Annotated in this window: 18 protein-coding genes; 14 read left to right on the forward strand and 4 right to left on the reverse strand. The window is 37.2% G+C overall.

Features of this window, described 5'->3' with window-relative positions; translation table 11 throughout:
* Positions 1-4 precede the first annotated feature (4 nt).
* The 12 genes from lacB (at position 5) to UKS_RS04800 (ending at position 10,330) form a co-directional block, all read left to right on the forward strand.
* On the forward strand, positions 5-520 hold the full coding sequence (gene lacB / locus UKS_RS04745; RefSeq protein ID WP_156011995.1) for a galactose-6-phosphate isomerase subunit LacB: 516 nt from the start codon (positions 5-7) through the stop codon (positions 518-520).
* Positions 521-530: 10 nt separating this feature from the next.
* Positions 531-1,460, forward strand: a complete 930-nt coding sequence (locus tag UKS_RS04750) for a tagatose-6-phosphate kinase (protein WP_156011996.1) — start codon at positions 531-533, stop codon at positions 1,458-1,460.
* Position 1,461: 1 nt separating this feature from the next.
* Positions 1,462-2,442, forward strand: a complete 981-nt coding sequence (gene lacD / locus UKS_RS04755) for a tagatose-bisphosphate aldolase (protein ID WP_156011997.1) — start codon at positions 1,462-1,464, stop codon at positions 2,440-2,442.
* 77 nt (positions 2,443-2,519) lie between these two features.
* Positions 2,520-3,251 carry a LytTR family DNA-binding domain-containing protein gene (locus UKS_RS04760; RefSeq protein ID WP_156011998.1) on the forward strand — a complete coding sequence of 244 codons (732 nt, stop codon included), beginning with the start codon at positions 2,520-2,522 and terminating at the stop codon, positions 3,249-3,251.
* A gap of 128 nt (positions 3,252-3,379) precedes the next feature.
* Complete coding sequence (locus UKS_RS04765; protein ID WP_156011999.1) at positions 3,380-3,559, forward strand: bacteriocin; 180 nt, start codon at positions 3,380-3,382, stop codon at positions 3,557-3,559.
* 150 nt (positions 3,560-3,709) lie between these two features.
* Entirely contained in the window at positions 3,710-4,000 is a 291-nt protein-coding gene (locus UKS_RS04770) for a DUF3884 family protein (RefSeq protein WP_156012000.1), read from the forward strand.
* Positions 4,001-4,120: 120 nt separating this feature from the next.
* Complete coding sequence (locus tag UKS_RS04775) at positions 4,121-5,371, forward strand: glycosyltransferase family 2 protein (protein ID WP_156012001.1); 1,251 nt, start codon at positions 4,121-4,123, stop codon at positions 5,369-5,371.
* 273 nt (positions 5,372-5,644) lie between these two features.
* Complete coding sequence (locus UKS_RS04780) at positions 5,645-6,481, forward strand: PRD domain-containing protein (protein ID WP_156012002.1); 837 nt, start codon at positions 5,645-5,647, stop codon at positions 6,479-6,481.
* Positions 6,482-6,515: 34 nt separating this feature from the next.
* Positions 6,516-6,833 (forward strand): PTS lactose/cellobiose transporter subunit IIA, encoded by a 318-nt coding sequence (locus UKS_RS04785; RefSeq protein ID WP_138701399.1) that lies wholly within the window; start codon positions 6,516-6,518, stop codon positions 6,831-6,833.
* On the forward strand, positions 6,833-8,524 hold the full coding sequence (locus UKS_RS04790) for a lactose-specific PTS transporter subunit EIIC (RefSeq protein ID WP_156012003.1): 1,692 nt from the start codon (positions 6,833-6,835) through the stop codon (positions 8,522-8,524). Before UKS_RS04785 ends, UKS_RS04790 begins: the two co-directional genes overlap by 1 nt.
* A gap of 99 nt (positions 8,525-8,623) precedes the next feature.
* A complete protein-coding gene (gene lacG / locus UKS_RS04795; protein WP_156012004.1) occupies positions 8,624-10,030 on the forward strand; it encodes a 6-phospho-beta-galactosidase in 1,407 nt (468 codons plus the stop codon).
* A 42-nt stretch (positions 10,031-10,072) separates the two neighbouring features.
* On the forward strand, positions 10,073-10,330 hold the full coding sequence (locus tag UKS_RS04800; RefSeq protein WP_156012005.1) for a DUF3884 family protein: 258 nt from the start codon (positions 10,073-10,075) through the stop codon (positions 10,328-10,330).
* A 104-nt stretch (positions 10,331-10,434) separates the two neighbouring features.
* Here the strand turns inward: UKS_RS04800 and UKS_RS04805 are convergent, their stop codons facing one another.
* From UKS_RS04805 to nrdH, 4 genes are all read right to left on the reverse strand, one after another.
* Positions 10,435-11,202 carry a DeoR/GlpR family DNA-binding transcription regulator gene (locus UKS_RS04805; RefSeq protein ID WP_156012006.1) on the reverse strand — a complete coding sequence of 256 codons (768 nt, stop codon included), beginning with the start codon at positions 11,200-11,202 and terminating at the stop codon, positions 10,435-10,437.
* A gap of 143 nt (positions 11,203-11,345) precedes the next feature.
* The gene (gene nrdF / locus UKS_RS04810; RefSeq protein ID WP_156012007.1) at positions 11,346-12,308 is read right to left on the reverse strand and encodes a class 1b ribonucleoside-diphosphate reductase subunit beta; all 963 of its coding nucleotides are present in this window, start codon (positions 12,306-12,308) and stop codon (positions 11,346-11,348) included.
* A 193-nt stretch (positions 12,309-12,501) separates the two neighbouring features.
* On the reverse strand, positions 12,502-14,661 hold the full coding sequence (gene nrdE, locus UKS_RS04815) for a class 1b ribonucleoside-diphosphate reductase subunit alpha (protein WP_156012008.1): 2,160 nt from the start codon (positions 14,659-14,661) through the stop codon (positions 12,502-12,504).
* Positions 14,662-14,741: 80 nt separating this feature from the next.
* On the reverse strand, positions 14,742-14,960 hold the full coding sequence (nrdH, locus tag UKS_RS04820) for a glutaredoxin-like protein NrdH (RefSeq protein ID WP_000259240.1): 219 nt from the start codon (positions 14,958-14,960) through the stop codon (positions 14,742-14,744).
* Positions 14,961-15,311: 351 nt separating this feature from the next.
* Between nrdH and UKS_RS04825 the strand changes: the two genes are divergently transcribed.
* Positions 15,312-15,575, forward strand: a complete 264-nt coding sequence (locus UKS_RS04825; RefSeq protein WP_000146947.1) for a phosphocarrier protein HPr — start codon at positions 15,312-15,314, stop codon at positions 15,573-15,575.
* Positions 15,576-15,580: 5 nt separating this feature from the next.
* A complete protein-coding gene (ptsP, locus tag UKS_RS04830; protein WP_004241506.1) occupies positions 15,581-17,314 on the forward strand; it encodes a phosphoenolpyruvate--protein phosphotransferase in 1,734 nt (577 codons plus the stop codon).
* Positions 17,315-17,381: the final 67 nt, after the last annotated feature.

The following is a 17,381-nucleotide window of genomic DNA, read 5'->3' on the forward strand; positions in this document are numbered from 1 at the left end:
AAAAATGAGAATTGCAATTGGATGTGACCACATCGTAACAGATGAAAAAATGGCGGTTTCAGAATTTTTGAAATCAAAAGGACATGAAGTCATTGACTTTGGTACTTATGACCACGCTCGTACACACTACCCAATCTTTGGTAAAAAAGTAGGGGAAGCTGTAACTAGTGGTCAAGCTGATCTTGGAGTATGTATCTGTGGTACTGGTGTTGGTATCAACAACGCTGTAAATAAAGTTCCAGGTGTACGTTCTGCCTTGGTTCGTGATATGACAACAGCCCTTTATGCTAAAGAACAATTGAATGCCAACGTTATCGGTTTTGGTGGTAAGATTACTGGTGAATTGCTCATGTGTGACATCATCGAAGCTTTCATCCAAGCTGAATACAAACCATCTGAAGAAAATAAAAAATTGATTGCGAAAATTGAACACCTTGAAAGTCACAATGCTAAACAAACAGACGCAAACTTCTTCACTGAATTCCTTGAAAAATGGGATCGCGGAGAATACCACGACTAAGAGGTGACCTATGATTTTAACAGTCACAATGAACCCATCCATTGATATTTCCTATCCCTTGGATGAGTTGAAGATTGATACTGTCAATCGTGTGGTGGATGTAACCAAAACGGCTGGTGGTAAAGGACTAAACGTCACTCGAGTACTTTCAGAATTTGGGGATTCTGTTCTTGCTACTGGTTTAGTGGGTGGCAAACTTGGTGAGTTTTTGGTTGAACATATCGATGATCAAGTAAAGAAAGATTTCTTCTCAATTCAGGGAGAAACTCGTAACTGTATCGCTATTCTTCACGGAGATAACCAAACAGAAGTTCTTGAAAAAGGTCCTGAAGTATTGGAACAGGAAGGTCAAGGCTTTTTGGAACATTTCAAAAAACTCCTTGAGTCAGTTGAAGTAGTAGCCATCTCAGGTAGTCTGCCAGCTGGCCTTCCAGTTGATTACTATGCGAGCTTGGTAGAACTTGCTAATCAAGCTGGCAAGCCTGTTGTCTTGGACTGCTCTGGTGCAGCACTTCAGGCGGTTCTTGAATCACCACATAAACCAACAGTCATCAAACCAAATAATGAGGAATTATCTCAATTTCTAGGAAGAGAAATTTCTGAGGATTTGGATGAATTAAAAGAAGTCCTTCAAGAACCTTTGTTTGCAGGTATTGAATGGATTATCGTTTCACTTGGTGCCAACGGTGCCTTTGCCAAACATGGTGACACTTTCTACAAGGTAGATATTCCTAGAATTCAGGTGGTTAACCCTGTCGGATCTGGAGACTCTACTGTAGCAGGAATTTCTTCAGGACTACTTCACAAAGAATCGGATGCAGAATTACTCATCAAGGCAAATGTCCTTGGTATGCTCAATGCTCAAGAAAAAATGACTGGTCATGTCAACATGGCCAACTATCAAGCTCTATATGATCAATTAATAGTAAAAGAGGTATAAAATGGCTTTAACAGAACAAAAACGTGCACGCTTAGAAAAACTTTCTGATGAAAATGGTATCATCTCAGCTCTTGCATTTGACCAACGTGGTGCTTTAAAACGCCTCATGGCTCAACACCAAACAGAAGAACCAACAGTGGCTCAAATGGAAGAACTTAAAGTCTTGGTAGCAGATGAATTGACTAAATACGCTTCATCTATGCTCCTTGACCCTGAATATGGACTTCCAGCGACTAAAGCTCTTGATGAAAAAGCTGGTCTTCTCCTTGCTTATGAAAAAACAGGTTATGACACAACAAGCACAAAACGCTTGCCAGACTGCTTGGATGTTTGGTCTGCAAAACGTATTAAAGAAGAAGGTGCAGATGCAGTTAAATTCTTGCTTTACTATGATGTAGATAGCTCAGACGAACTCAACCAAGAAAAACAAGCTTACATCGAACGTATCGGTTCTGAGTGTGTGGCTGAAGATATCCCATTCTTCCTTGAAATCCTTGCTTACGATGAAAAAATTGCGGACGCTGGTTCTGTAGAATATGCGAAAGTAAAACCACACAAAGTTATCGGCGCTATGAAAGTCTTCTCAGACCCACGCTTTAACATTGATGTCTTGAAAGTAGAAGTTCCTGTTAACATTAAATATGTTGAAGGCTTCGCTGAAGGTGAAGTAGTTTATACACGTGATGAAGCAGCAGCCTTCTTCAAAGCTCAAGATGAAGCAACTAACTTGCCATACATCTACTTGAGTGCTGGTGTATCAGCTAAACTCTTCCAAGATACTCTTGTATTTGCTCATGAATCAGGTGCAAACTTCAATGGTGTTCTTTGTGGCCGTGCTACATGGGCAGGATCAGTTGAAGCTTATATCAAAGATGGTGAAACAGCAGCTCGCGAATGGCTTCGCACAACTGGATTTGAAAACATTGACGAACTAAATAAAGTTCTTCAAACAACAGCGACTTCATGGAAAGAACGCGTTTAAATTTAACAACAAATAATGATAGTAGCTTTGTCTATTATCATTATTTTCTATAGATAAAATTTTTGGAAGTAGCTCTCATGTTTGAAATATTTATTTGTGAAGACGACATAAATCTACAATTTTTTTTAGAAGATGAAGTTAGAAAAATTACAGAAGAGCATAATTGGAAAGTGAAGAGTCTCAATTTTTTTAATTCATTAGAGAAAGTTCCTGTTTCCAAAACTAGCTTCGGTTCGGAGCAACTTTATATATTCCATATTGATGTTTATAATTATCATAAAATTTTAGAATCGTGTTCTTTGTTGAGATTAAAAAATCCTGTAGCATCTATAATATTTCTCACACAGGATGTATCATTGATGGAATTGATTTTTCATGCAAAGGTTTCTGCATTAGACTGTATTAAATTTAGTAAGAAAAATTTGATGATTGATCAATTGGAAAATTGCCTAGTATTTATTTTGGATCGCGTAATGATGTTAAAGAATATTGATTTTTATTTCATTCTAAAACTTAAAACAGGTACAATTCATATGCCTTTTGATGATATTTTATATTTTGAAACAAGTGATCCTCATAGAATTACCTTGCATACCAAATACACAGATATACAAATTTATTCTACATTAAATAAGATTTGTGAAGCAGATAGAAGATTATTTAGGTGTCATAGATCGTACGCCATCAATTGTGATTGTATCGATTTCTTTTCTAAGAAAGAAGGGATGCTTTATTTAATTAATGGAGATATGTGCCCTGTTTCCAAAAATAAAATTTCTTCACTTCTAGAAATATTGGAAAATAAATAAAGGATTTCTAAGTCCATTTAGGAAGAATAATCGAGATATTTAGGAATTTTAGGTTGTTACAGAGATTAAAATGTTATAATATATTTGTCAAATGCATTAGACAAATATATTATAAGGAGGATATAGAAATGGATAACAAACTCTTATTCGAAACCATTTCTACAGATGCTTTACAGGAAATTGTTGGTGGAAAATCTGCTAATTGTAGATGGGCAGCCATTACCTGTGCTCATGATATTGCTTTAGCGGGTCTGGGAACATCAGATCCAGCTAGTGCATGCGCTTATATGCGTCATGTGTGTAACTGATTCTAACTAACTATAAAGAATTGTGCCTCCTTTAGATGTTATCTATTTTGGAGGTGCAGTCTTTTACTTACAACGAATAAGCTTTTTTACTTCAAAGATAAAATAATTTATCTTTGAATTTCGTTGTCTTTCTACTGGAAAGGACTTATCATGGCTATTTTAAAAATCTATTCTAGATTACTGGGTTCAATATTAAAAAAGACTCATGAGATTGTTTTTGTTGTTAATTTTAGAAAACTAGGTTATATTCCTGAGTTTGATGAAAGTTTTAAATTAATAGGGAAGTGGTATGTTACAACTACTGATGAATGGGTGTGTCATTCAGATTATGATTTTAATGAATTCCAAAAACTTTTCTTACGCATTGTAAAGATACAAGATTCAGAAAAAACATTAGTGAATTTCTCAACTGATTATTACCCTTATGGCTTAGTTATGTAAGGATAGTAAAATGAGGTAGAGACTCTAATATTATTCAGATCTCAAGGAGATTGAAACTCTGATTTTAATGTTGGTTGAGTCTTTGCCTATTTTTTAATGTAGCCCTACCAGAGGTTTTTTATGAAATCAAATCCTATCAAATTTTTAAATTATCTTAAAAAAAATATTTCGACAGTCCACTCAGAAAAAGTAAAACAGACAATTGAGGAAATAGTATTATTAGTAGATTCAGATGATTGGATAGATGAAGGAGAAGTTTTATTAGATGAGCAAGAAAATATCAAAAGCTTTAGTATAGACGAGAGTGTCACACTATCTGTTGTCTATATAGTGAAAAATGAAGAAAATTATATCTTAAACAGTTTGGAAAGCATAGATTGGATAGCTGATGAAATTGTTATAGTAGATACGGGTTCTACCGATAGAACGGTGGAAATAATCCAAAATTTGTCGGATGACCGAATTAAACTGAGTCATTTCAAATGGAATAATGATTTTTCAGAAGCTAGAAATTTTGCAATAAGACAGTCAAAGTGTGATTGGATACTGGTTTTAGATGCTGATGAATTATTGATGGACAAAAAGACATTACTAAAGGATATGTTAGCTTATTTTGCTATGTTTGAAAATTTACAATCAACCATATTTAATTTAAAAATAAGAAGGAGTAAAGAAACGTATAGAACCGGTAAGATATTTAAGAATGTTTCATCTATAAGTTATAAAGGGAAAGTACATGAGGTACTTACTTGTGAAGAAAAAACTAAACATATTAATCTAGATATAGAAGTTCAAGGAGAGAATAGAGTTACAACTGATAAAAAAGAATTATACAATTCTCTTCTGTTAGAAAATATTAGTATGTACCCTGCGGAGCCAAGATGGGTGTATTTATATTTAAGAGATAATTTAGATACATTATCTAAAGAGGATATAATTGATTTCTCAAAGCATTTTTTAATAGATAGTACGGACTACTATATTGTTCGCATAAAAATTCTAGTTTGTATTAAATTAATACAAATCGGACACTTTGAGGAGTTTATTGAAAAATTTGAAGAAATAGAAGCTGACGGAATCCGATTTTCTGATTTTGTTTTTTTAAACTTTTTATATAAACTTTTGAAGCTTCAGAATGAAATTAGTGAAATTTCTATCGATTATTTTACTATATTTAATAAAATATCCTCTTTTGATTGTGATGATAGAATTTTTTCGGATAAATATTTTCAATCATTACTTGGGACTTTCTTAATATATGGAGGAATGTTTAGAAAGGCTACCACGGTATATAAATCAATGTTAGAAAACGATGGCGATATACCATGGTATTTCACAAACTCAAGTTTAAATGATTTTTTAAGGCATTAACTTTTTACTTTTTTAAAAAGGTGAAAAATTAATCCAATTAATCTAATAAACACTTTCTGATGAAAAAACACAAAAAAAATTTAAAAAAGTTACATGTAAAGGTTTACAAAATAACTTGCTTGTGATATACTTAAATCACAAGTTAATACAAGGTGAGTGTTACTAAGTAATATTAGGCATGATCACAGGTGAATTAGAAATCGGCTGATTTTCTAGTTCATTTGTGGTCATTTTTTGTACTCATATACCTTTAAGATATAAAAGGAGGTTGACATGTATCGAATTCTAAATCCAATGAATCACAATGTCTCGCTTGTAAGAAATGATAAGGGAGAAGAAGTGATTGTGATTGGTAAGGGGATTACATTTGGAAAGAAGAAAGGGGATTTGATTGCTGAACAGCAGGTTGAGAAAATCTTTCGGATGAAGACAGAAGAGTCCAGAGAAAACTTTATGGCTCTCCTCAAAGATGTTCCGCTTGATTTTATTACGGTCACTTATGAGATTATTGATAATCTTTCTAAAAAATATCAATATCCTGTCCAAGAGTATCTATACGTCACTCTGACAGATCATATTTACTGCTCTTACCAAGCTTTAGCACAAGGAAGGTACAAGGATAGTAATCTGCCAGATATTTCCACTAAGTATCCTGTCGCTTTTCAAATCGCAAATGAAGCATTTGAAATTTACCGTCAGAAGCTAGCAGATCATTTTCCTGAGGAAGAAATTATTCGGATTGCTTATCATTTCATCAATGCTGAGGGGGAGAATGAAGTCCAAGTGGTTGAGTCGATTGATAAGAGAAAAGAAATTCTGAGGAATGTTGAAGAAGTGCTAAAGGACTATGCAATTCAACGAACTAAAGAGAACAACCATTTCTATGATCGTTTTATGATACATTTGAATTATTTCTTGGATTATTTAGACCGATCTAGAGATGATAACCAATCACTTCTGGATATGGAAGACCATATCAAACAGTCCTATCCAAAAGCGTTCGAGATTGGTTCCAAGATCTATGATGTGATTACGCAACATACGGGTCTTGATTTGTATAAAAGTGAACGAGTTTATCTCGTTCTACATATCCAACGTTTGTTGTCATAACATTTACTAAAAATTATATAAGGAGAATTCTATCATGAATAGAGAAGAAGTAACATTGTTAGGTTTTGAGATTGTTGCCTATGCTGGCGATGCTCGTTCAAAACTATTGGAAGCCTTGAAGGCTGCTGAAGCTGGTGATTTTGAAAAAGCGGATAGCTTAGTTGAGGAAGCTGGTTCTTGTATTGCAGAAGCACACCACGCGCAAACTAGTCTGTTGACTAAGGAAGCAGCTGGTGAGGACTTAGCGTATAGTGTGACCATGATGCATGGCCAAGATCACTTGATGACAACTATTTTGTTAAAAGATTTGATGCACCATTTAATTGAACTCTACAAGAGAGGAGTTAAATAATGAATAAACTAATTGCATTTATTGAGAAAGGAAAGCCTTTCTTTGAAAAACTATCTCGTAATATCTATCTTCGTGCTATTCGGGATGGATTTATCGCAGGAATGCCAGTCATTCTCTTCTCAAGTATTTTTATCTTGATTGCCTTTGTACCAAATTCATGGGGCTTCCAATGGTCTGATGAAGTAGTGGCTCTATTGATGAAACCTTATAGCTATTCAATGGGTATTCTCGCACTTTTGCTAGCTGGTACGACTGCTAAATCATTAACAGACTCTGTTAACCGTAGCATGGAGAAAACCAACCAAATCAACTATATGTCAACTCTATTAGCTGCTATTGTTGGATTATTGATGTTGGCAGCTGATCCAATTGCAGGTGGTTTTGCAACAGATTTCCTTGGAACAAAAGGTTTGCTCTCAGCCTTTCTTGCTGCCTTTGTTACAGTAGCTATCTATAAGGTCTGTGTTAAGAACAATGTCACTATTCGTATGCCTGACGAAGTTCCACCAAATATCTCACAAGTCTTTAAAGATGTGATTCCATTCACTCTCTCAGTGGTTTCACTTTATGCTCTTGATTTACTAGCTCGTCATTTTGTTGGTGCAAGCGTAGCTGAGTCAATCGGTAAATTCTTTGCACCATTATTCTCTGCTGCTGATGGTTATCTAGGTATTACGATTATCTTTGGTGCCTTTGCCTTCTTCTGGTTTGTTGGGATTCATGGTCCATCTATCGTTGAACCAGCAATCGCAGCTATTACCTATGCAAATGCCGAAGTCAACTTGAACCTTATCCAACAAGGTATGCACGCTGATAAGATCCTTACTTCTGGTACACAGATGTTTATCGTGACCATGGGTGGTACTGGTGCGACATTGGTTGTTCCTTTCATGTTCATGTGGTTAACAAAATCAAAACGTAATCGTGCAATCGGACGCGCTTCAGTAGTTCCAACTTTCTTTGGTGTAAATGAACCAATCTTGTTTGGTGCACCACTTGTTTTGAACCCAATCTTCTTTATCCCATTCATCTTTGCTCCAATCGCAAACGTATGGATCTTTAAATTCTTTATTGAAACACTTGGCATGAACTCATTTACTGCCAACCTTCCATGGGTTACTCCTGGACCTTTGGGGATTATTCTTGGTACAAACTTCCAAGTTCTATCATTCATTCTTGCTGCTCTTCTAATCGTGGTTGACGTAGTCATTTACTATCCATTCCTTAAAGTTTATGATGAACAAATTCTTGAAGAAGAGCGTTCAGGTAAAGCCAACGATGAATTGAAAGAAAAAGTTGCTGCAAACTTCAACACTGCAAAAGCAGATGCTATCCTTGAAAAAGCTGGAGTAGAAGCAGCACAAAATACAATTACAGAAGAAACCAACGTACTCGTTCTCTGTGCTGGTGGAGGAACAAGTGGTCTTCTTGCAAATGCTTTGAACAAGGCAGCAGCAGAATACAATGTTCCTGTTAAGGCAGCTGCTGGTGGTTATGGTGCTCACCGTGAGATGCTACCTGAGTTTGATTTGGTTATCTTGGCACCACAAGTTGCTTCAAACTTTGAAGATATGAAAGCAGAAACAGATAAACTCGGTATTAAACTTGCCAAGACAGAAGGTGCACAGTACATCAAATTAACTCGTGATGGAAAAGGTGCTCTAGCATTCGTACAAGAACAATTTCAATAATAATAAATACTGTTGATTGAAGTGAGATGGAGAAGGGTACCTCACTGACTCCTCTCCTCTCACTTTTACTTTATTTAAATCAAGAAATAGGTGAAAAAAATGACAAAAACATTACCAAAAGACTTTATTTTCGGTGGCGCAACAGCTGCTTATCAAGCAGAAGGAGCTACTCATACAGATGGTAAAGGTCCTGTTGCCTGGGACAAATACCTAGCAGATAACTATTGGTACACTGCCGAACCAGCCAGTGATTTTTACCATAAATATCCAGTGGACTTAAAGTTGGCTGAAGAATATGGGGTAAACGGTATCCGTATTTCAATTGCTTGGTCACGTATTTTTCCAACTGGTTATGGTGAAGTAAATCCAAAAGGGGTAGAATTCTATCATAAGTTATTTGCAGAGTGCCATAAACGTCATGTTGAGCCCTTTGTAACTCTTCATCACTTTGATACGCCAGAAGCTCTACATTCAAATGGCGACTTCTTAAACCGTGAAAATATCGAACACTTTGTAAATTATGCTACCTTCTGTTTTGAAGAATTCCCAGAAGTCAACTATTGGACAACCTTCAATGAAATTGGACCAATCGGTGATGGTCAATACTTAGTAGGAAAATTCCCTCCAGGAATTCAGTATGACCTTGCCAAAGTTTTCCAATCACACCACAATATGATGGTGTCGCATGCGCGTGCTGTTAAATTGTACAAAGACAAAGGCTACAAAGGTGAAATCGGCGTGGTTCATGCCCTGCCTACTAAGTATCCATTAGATCCTAAAAACCCTGCAGATGTTCGGGCAGCTGAGTTGGAAGATATCATCCACAACAAATTTATCTTGGATGCGACTTATCTAGGACGATATTCCGAAGAAACCATGGAAGGTGTCAAGCATATTTTATCCGTCAATGGTGGTAGCTTGGATCTTCGTGACGAAGACTTTGCAGCACTTGAAGCAGCAAAAGATTTGAATGACTTCCTCGGAATTAACTACTACATGAGCGATTGGATGGGAGCCTTTGATGGTGAAACTGAAATCATCCATAACGGTAAAGGGGAAAAAGGAAGCTCTAAATACCAAATCAAAGGCGTTGGACGTCGTGTAGCCCCTGATTATGTACCACGCACGGATTGGGATTGGATTATCTACCCTCAAGGTTTGTATGACCAAATCATGCGTGTTAAGAAAGATTATCCAAACTACAAGAAAATCTACATCACTGAAAACGGGCTTGGATACAAAGATGAATTTGTGGACAACACTGTTTACGATGATGGCCGTATTGATTATGTGAAACAACACTTAGAAGTTATTTCAGATGCCATTGCTGATGGGGCAGTAGTCAAAGGCTACTTCATGTGGTCATTGATGGATGTCTTCTCTTGGTCAAATGGTTATGAAAAACGCTATGGTCTCTTTTATGTAGACTTTGAAACTCAAGAACGTTATCCTAAGAAATCAGCTCACTGGTACAAGAAAGTAGCGGAAACTCAAGTGATTGAGTAGAAGAATTAGTAATTAGATATAGGATTCTAGTGAGGCAAAAAGATGTTCAAAGATTTTATCCAATCTATTTATGAAAAAGTTTATATTATCAATTTTGATAAATGCTCTCAAATACCGTGTTTGACGAATAAAGAACTGAAAAATCTTGGAAAATGGTATGTCTCAACTGGTAAAGAATGGATTTGTCATTCAGATTATGAGCTGGAAGAATTTAAAAATCTATTTTTAAATTTTATCAATCCTGAAGAATGGGATAATATCTCCTTTGATTCAGATTTTATGCCGTTTCAACAATCATAAAGACTCTAGGAAAATCTCAGTAAAAATCTTCATCAAAAAATGCGTCCTATCAAGATTCTTATTTTCTTGATAGGACGCATTTTATTTTTTATTAATCCTTAGTTTTATGGTTTAGAAAGAATAATTTTTGTTTGTTTTGAAAGTTGGTCGAATATTTCTTTACTCAGTTTAGAGTCTGAAACGATGGTATCAATATCAGAGATATTGTAGAAGGTATAAAAATCAAATTTATTGAACTTACTATTGTCAGCTAGTAAGTATTTTTTATTGGAATTATTGAGGGCGATGCGTTGAGATTCACCTTCCTCTTCACTAAAGGTCGCAATCGCATTGTCCTGAATACCATTACAGCTAACGAAGGCTTTTGAAAATTGTAGATTGGCTAAGTTTTGCAAGGTTAGTGTTCCCACAAAGGCTCCAGTGATAGAGCGATAGTTTCCACCGATTAAAATCAAATCTGTTAGTTTTCGTTCGTTTAAGATGAGAAAGACTGGTAAACTGTTTGTTACAACACGAATATTATCGATTGGAAGTTCACGGGCAAAAGATTCCAAGGTTGTACCTGGGCCGATAAAAATGGTTTCACCTTCATCGATTAAATGGCCTGCAAAACGGCTGATTTCTTGTTTTTCTGCAATCTGTAAGCTTTGTTTTTCAATATTAGAACGTTCATTGTTTAAAATAGAACCTGTGCGAATTTTTTCAGCTCCACCGTGAACCCGAACAAGTAGATCCTTGTCTGCCAACTCTTGCAAGTAGCGTCTAGCCGTCATATCTGATACATCCAAGCGAATCATGATTTCTTTTACAGTAATAGTTCCCTTTGTATTGACCGTTTCTAGAATATGATCTAGTTTCTCCTGTTTTAACATCGTTATCACCTCTGTTTCTATTACTATTTTATCATAAAGTGTTCAATCAATCAATTTAAAAAAACAAAAGAAAACAAAAACAAAAATATCATGGTTGTTTTAAACAAACCATGATATTTGTTATTAGTTCTGGGATAATTGAATTAATTCAAACCGTAGTTATAGTCATCATCCTGCATAGCTTCAACTTCACCAAGTAGATAACCATTACCAACTTGAGAGAAGAAGTCGTGGTTGGAAGTTCCTGTTGAAATACCGTTCATAACGATTGGATTGACATCATCAGCTGAATCTGGGAAGAGTGGATCTTGTCCCAAGTTCATGAGAGCCTTGTTAGCATTGTAGCGAAGGAAGGTTTTGACTTCTTCCGTCCAACCAACACCATCATAGAGGCTTTCTGTGTAGCCTTCTTCATTCTCGTAAAGAGTATAGAGCAGGTCGTACATCCATTCTTTGAGTTTTTCTTGCTCTTCTTCAGGCAATTCATTGAAACCGAGTTGAAATTTATATCCGATGTAGGTTCCGTGAACAGATTCATCACGAATAATCAATTTAATGATTTCCGCAACGTTTGCTAGTTTGTTGTTACCAAGATAGTAGAGTGGCGTGAAGAATCCTGAATAGAAGAGGAAGGTTTCAAGAAAGACGCTGGCAACTTTCTTTTCAAGTGGGCTGCCGTTTAGGTAGATTTCGTTGACAATCTCTGCCTTCTTTTGGAGGTAAGGATTGGTATTGGTCCATTCGAAAATTTCATCAATCTCAGCCTTGGTATTTAAGGTAGAGAAGATTGATGAATAAGATTTAGCGTGGACAGATTCCATAAATTGGATGTTGTTGAAAACAGCTTCCTCATGTGGTGTACGGATGTCTGCGCGAAGGGCTTGAACCCCGGTTTCAGATTGCATAGTGTCGAGAAGGGTTAAACCACCAAAGACTTTTCCAACTAAGTCTTTTTCTACATTTGATAGCTTTCTCCAGTCATCCAAGTCATTTGACAAGGGGATACGAGTGTCGAGCCAGAATTGCTCCGTCAGCTTTTCCCAAGTTGATTTGTCGATGACATCTTCGATGGCATTCCAGTTAATGGCTTTGTAGTAAGTTTCCATTTGAAATCTCTTTCTGTGTTTAGTATTGCGAACTCACAATTATTTCTATTTTATCATAATTCTAGAGGAGTATCGCACAAAAGTCGGAAGCCCGACTTTTGTGTTTTTCCATAGTATAGATGCTTATTCGAGTTTAGTTTAGCAGGGTGAATGAATACTAATCTGAGAAAAATGTAGTTTTCTCAAGCAAAGATTAAATCACACAGCTCTCACATTGGTTAGCACCGACTTCTCCGCCGTCATCTGTAAAGGTACGGACGTAGTAGATAGACTTGATGCCCTTGTTAAAGGCATAGTTACGAAGGATAGACAAGTCACGTGTCGTTTGTTTGTTTTCTTTCTTCCATTCGTAAAGTCCTGTTGGAATATCACTTCGCATGAAGAGTGTGAGTGAAAGTCCTTGGTCCACGTGCTCAGTTGCAGCAGCGTAAACATCAATGACCTTACGCATATCCATGTCGTAAGCAGAAGTGTAGTAAGGGATTGTTTCTGTTGACAAGCCGGCAGCAGGATAGTAAATCTTACCAATTTTCTTTTCTTGACGTTCTTCGATACGTTGCGTAATCGGGTGGATAGAAGCAGAAACGTCGTTGATGTAACTGATCGAACCATTTGGAGCAACAGCTAGACGATTTTGGTGGTAAAGACCATCTGCTTGAACCTTGTCTCGAAGTTCAGCCCAGTCAGCAGCACTTGGGATAAAGACATCTTTGAAAAGTTCTTTAACACGGTCTGATTTTGGAAGAAATTCATCAGTCAAATACTTATCAAAGTAGCTTCCCTTAGCATAGTCTGATTTTTCAAAGTTGTGGAAGGTAATACCACGTTCACGCGCGATATTGTTTGACTCAACCAAGGTCCAGTAGTTCATAAGCATAAAGTAGATGCTTGTAAATTCAACGGACTCAGGTGATCCATATTCGATCAGTTGTTGGGCAAGGTAGCTGTGAAGTCCCATTGCACCAAGACCAAAGGTGTGGGCTTGGCTATTTCCATGGTCGATAGTAGGAACAGCTACGATGTGTGAACTATCTGTAACGAAAGTAAGAGCACGAACCATAGCACGGATAGAGCGACCAAAGTCAGGTGAAGTCATCATGTTAACCACGTTGGTTGAACCAAGGTTACATGAAACGTCCGTTCCCATTTGAAGGAATTCTTGCGCATCGTTGATCAAGCTTGGTTCTTGGACTTGAAGAATCTCAGAACACAAGTTACTCATGATAATCTTACCATCAACAGGGTTTGCACGGTTAGCCGTATCAATGTTGACGACATAAGGATAGCCAGATTCTTGTTGCAATTTAGAAATTTCAGTTTCCAAATCACGCGCCTTGATTTTTGTCTTGCGGATTTTTGGATTTGCGACTAGTTCATCGTATTTTTCAGTGATGTCAATGTAGTTGAATGGCACACCGTACTCAAGCTCTACAGAGTAAGGGCTGAAGAGGTACATTTCTTCATTTTTACGAGCTAATTCGTAGAATTTATCGGGTACCACAACACCAAGTGAAAGGGTCTTAACACGAACTTTTTCATCGGCGTTTTCTTTCTTAGTTGAAAGGAAGGCGATAATATCTGGGTGGAAGACGTTGAGGTAAACAACACCAGCACCTTGACGTTGACCCAATTGGTTTGAGTAAGAGAAACTATCTTCAAAAAGCTTCATAACAGGAACAACACCAGAAGCTGCTCCTTCATAGCCTTTAATAGGAGCTCCAGCTTCACGAAGGTTGCTGAGGGAAATTCCCACACCACCACCGATACGTGAAAGTTGAAGAGCAGAGTTGATAGAACGTCCGATAGAGTTCATATCATCTGTGACCTGAATCAAGAAACAGGATACCAACTCCCCACGGCGAGCACGTCCAGCATTCAAGAAGGAAGGAGTAGCCGGTTGGTAGCGTTGATGGATGATTTCATTGGCAATATCGATTGCAATAGCTTCATTGCCATCAGCGAAATAAAGGGCGTTAAAGAAGACACGGTCTTCCATACTTTCAAGATAATGTTCACCGTCGTTAGTTTTCAAAGCATATTGATTATAAAATTTATAGGCAGCCATGAAAGATTTAAATTGGAAGTTTTGGTCTTTGATAAATTGTGACAATTCTTCCAAAAATTCAGGACGGTATTTCTTGATAAAGGCTGTTTCGATGTAGTTGTGTTCAATGAGGTAGTTGATTTTATCCTTGATTGAATCAAAAACCATAGTGTTTGGAACCACATTTTCTTTAAAGAAGGCATCCAAGGCTTCCTTATCTTTATGAAGCATGATTTGTCCATTAACAGGACGGTTGATTTCGTTATTGAGACGGAAGTAAGTCACGTCCTCAAGATGTTTTAATCCCATAAAATTTTCCTTATCTAATTACAAAAGAAAGGCCTCTAAGGTAGCCCTAGAAGCAGTTTCTTCTGGATGATGTACCAAGATTATGCTAATTGTTTCAGTTTTCCTGGTTGGAAACCTGAAAAGACTTCAGTTGGTGTTTGGATAACAGGAGCTGCGCTGAAACCGAGCTCTTTAACTTGATCGATGTACTCAGGTTGCTCATCAAGATTGATTTCACGATAAGCGACATTATTGCTGTCCAAGAAACGTTTGGTCATTTTACATTGGACACAGTTGTTTTTAGAATAAACGGTTACCATTGTGTAACTCCTCTTTCAAAATAGATTACTTTCTTAGTATATCAGAAAATAAATTTTTGTCAATGATTTGAAACTAAATATAGTGGTCTATTTTTCTAGTCAAGCTCACAAAACACAATATGTAGTGTTTGTTTTGTGAAATAGTGATAATTATCTTACAAGTGCTTTTTTGGAAAACTATATCCTGTGCTTTGTTATCTAGAATAGAAGATTTTCAGCAAGTTATCTGAAAGGAAATCGAATAAATCCCATAAAATGCTTGAAAAAAATCCTAGAAGATGATATAATATCAAATTGTAAGGGTTATCACATATAACTCAAAAAAAGAAAGAACAAAAGGAGAGTCAAACTATGGCTTCTAAAGATTTCCACGTAGTGGCAGAAACAGGTATTCACGCACGTCCAGCAACATTGTTGGTACAAACTGCTAGCAAATTTGCTTCAGATATCACTCTTGAATACAAAGGTAAATCAGTTAACCTTAAATCAATTATGGGTGTTATGAGTCTTGGTGTTGGCCAAGGTGCTGACGTAACTATCTCAGCTGAAGGTGCTGATGCAGATGACGCTATCGCTGCAATCTCAGAAACAATGGAAAAAGAAGGATTGGCATAAGGAAAATGACAGAAATGCTTAAAGGAATCGCAGCATCTGATGGTGTTGCAGTTGCAAAAGCATATCTACTCGTTCAACCGGATTTGTCATTCGAGACTGTTTCAGTCGAAGATACAAACGCAGAAGAGGCTCGTTTGGATGTAGCTCTTGAAGCTTCTCAAAACGAGCTTTCTCTTATCCGTGAGAAAGCTGTAGGTACGCTTGGTGAAGAAGCGGCTCAAGTTTTTGACGCTCATTTGATGGTTCTTGCTGACCCAGAATTGATTGGTCAGATTAAAGAAACAATTCGTGCTAAGAAAGTCAATGCAGAAGCAGGTCTTAAAGAAGTGACTGACATGTTCATCACTATCTTTGAAGGTATGGAAGACAACCCATACATGCAAGAACGTGCAGCGGATATCCGCGACGTGACAAAACGTGTATTGGCAAACCTTCTTGGTAAAAAATTGCCAAACCCAGCTTCTATTAACGAAGAAGTAATTGTGATTGCACATGACTTGACACCATCTGATACAGCTCAATTGGACAAAAACTTTGTAAAAGCTTTTGTAACAAACATCGGTGGACGTACAAGCCACTCAGCTATCATGGCACGTACACTTGAAATTGCAGCTGTATTGGGAACAAATAACATCACTGAAGTGGTGAAAGACGGTGATATCCTTGCCGTTAACGGAATTACTGGTGAAGTGATTATCAACCCAACAGATGAACAAGCGGCAGAATTTAAAGCAGCTGGTGAAGCTTATGCTAAACAAAAAGCTGAATGGGCACTTTTGAAAGATGCTCAAACAGTGACTGCTGACGGTAAACACTTCGAGTTGGCTGCTAACATCGGTACTCCAAAAGACGTTGAAGGTGTTAACAACAACGGTGCAGAAGCTGTTGGACTTTACCGTACAGAGTTCTTGTACATGGATTCTCAAGATTTCCCAACTGAAGACGAGCAGTATGAAGCATACAAGGCTGTTCTTGAGGGAATGAATGGTAAACCAGTGGTTGTTCGTACAATGGATATTGGTGGAGATAAGGAACTTCCTTACTTCGATATGCCACATGAAATGAACCCATTCCTTGGATTCCGTGCCCTTCGTATCTCTATTTCTGAAACTGGAGATGCAATGTTCCGTACACAAATCCGTGCCCTTCTTCGAGCTTCTGTTCATGGTCAATTGCGTATCATGTTCCCAATGGTTGCCCTTTTGAAAGAATTCCGTGCAGCTAAAGCCGTTTATGAAGAAGAAAAAGCAAACCTTCTTGCAGAAGGTGTTGCAGTTGCGGATGACATCCAAGTTGGTATCATGATTGAAATCCCGGCAGCAGCAATGCTTGCAGACCAATTTGCAAAAGAAGTAGACTTCATGTCAATTGGTACAAACGACTTGATCCAATACTCAATGGCAGCAGACCGTATGAACGAGCAAGTTTCATACCTTTACCAACCATATAACCCATCAATCCTTCGCTTGATCAATAACGTTATCAAGGCAGCTCACGCTGAAGGTAAATGGGCTGGTATGTGTGGTGAGATGGCTGGTGACCAAAAAGCTGTTCCACTTCTTGTCGGAATGGGCTTGGATGAATTCTCTATGTCAGCAACATCTGTACTTCGTACACGTAGCTTGATGAAGAAATTGGACACTGCTAAGATGGAAGAGTACGCTAACCGTGCCCTTACAGAGTGTTCAACAATGGAAGAAGTTCTTGAACTTCAAAAAGAATACGTTAACTTCGATTAATGTCATTGACCTTGTAACCTAGTTGCAAGGTTTTTTGATACATTCGAGAATAGTATAGTCTTGTAAA

Origin of the sequence: Streptococcus sp. 116-D4 (assembly GCF_009731465.1) — a bacterium.
GTDB classification, from domain to species: domain Bacteria; phylum Bacillota; class Bacilli; order Lactobacillales; family Streptococcaceae; genus Streptococcus; species Streptococcus pseudopneumoniae_E.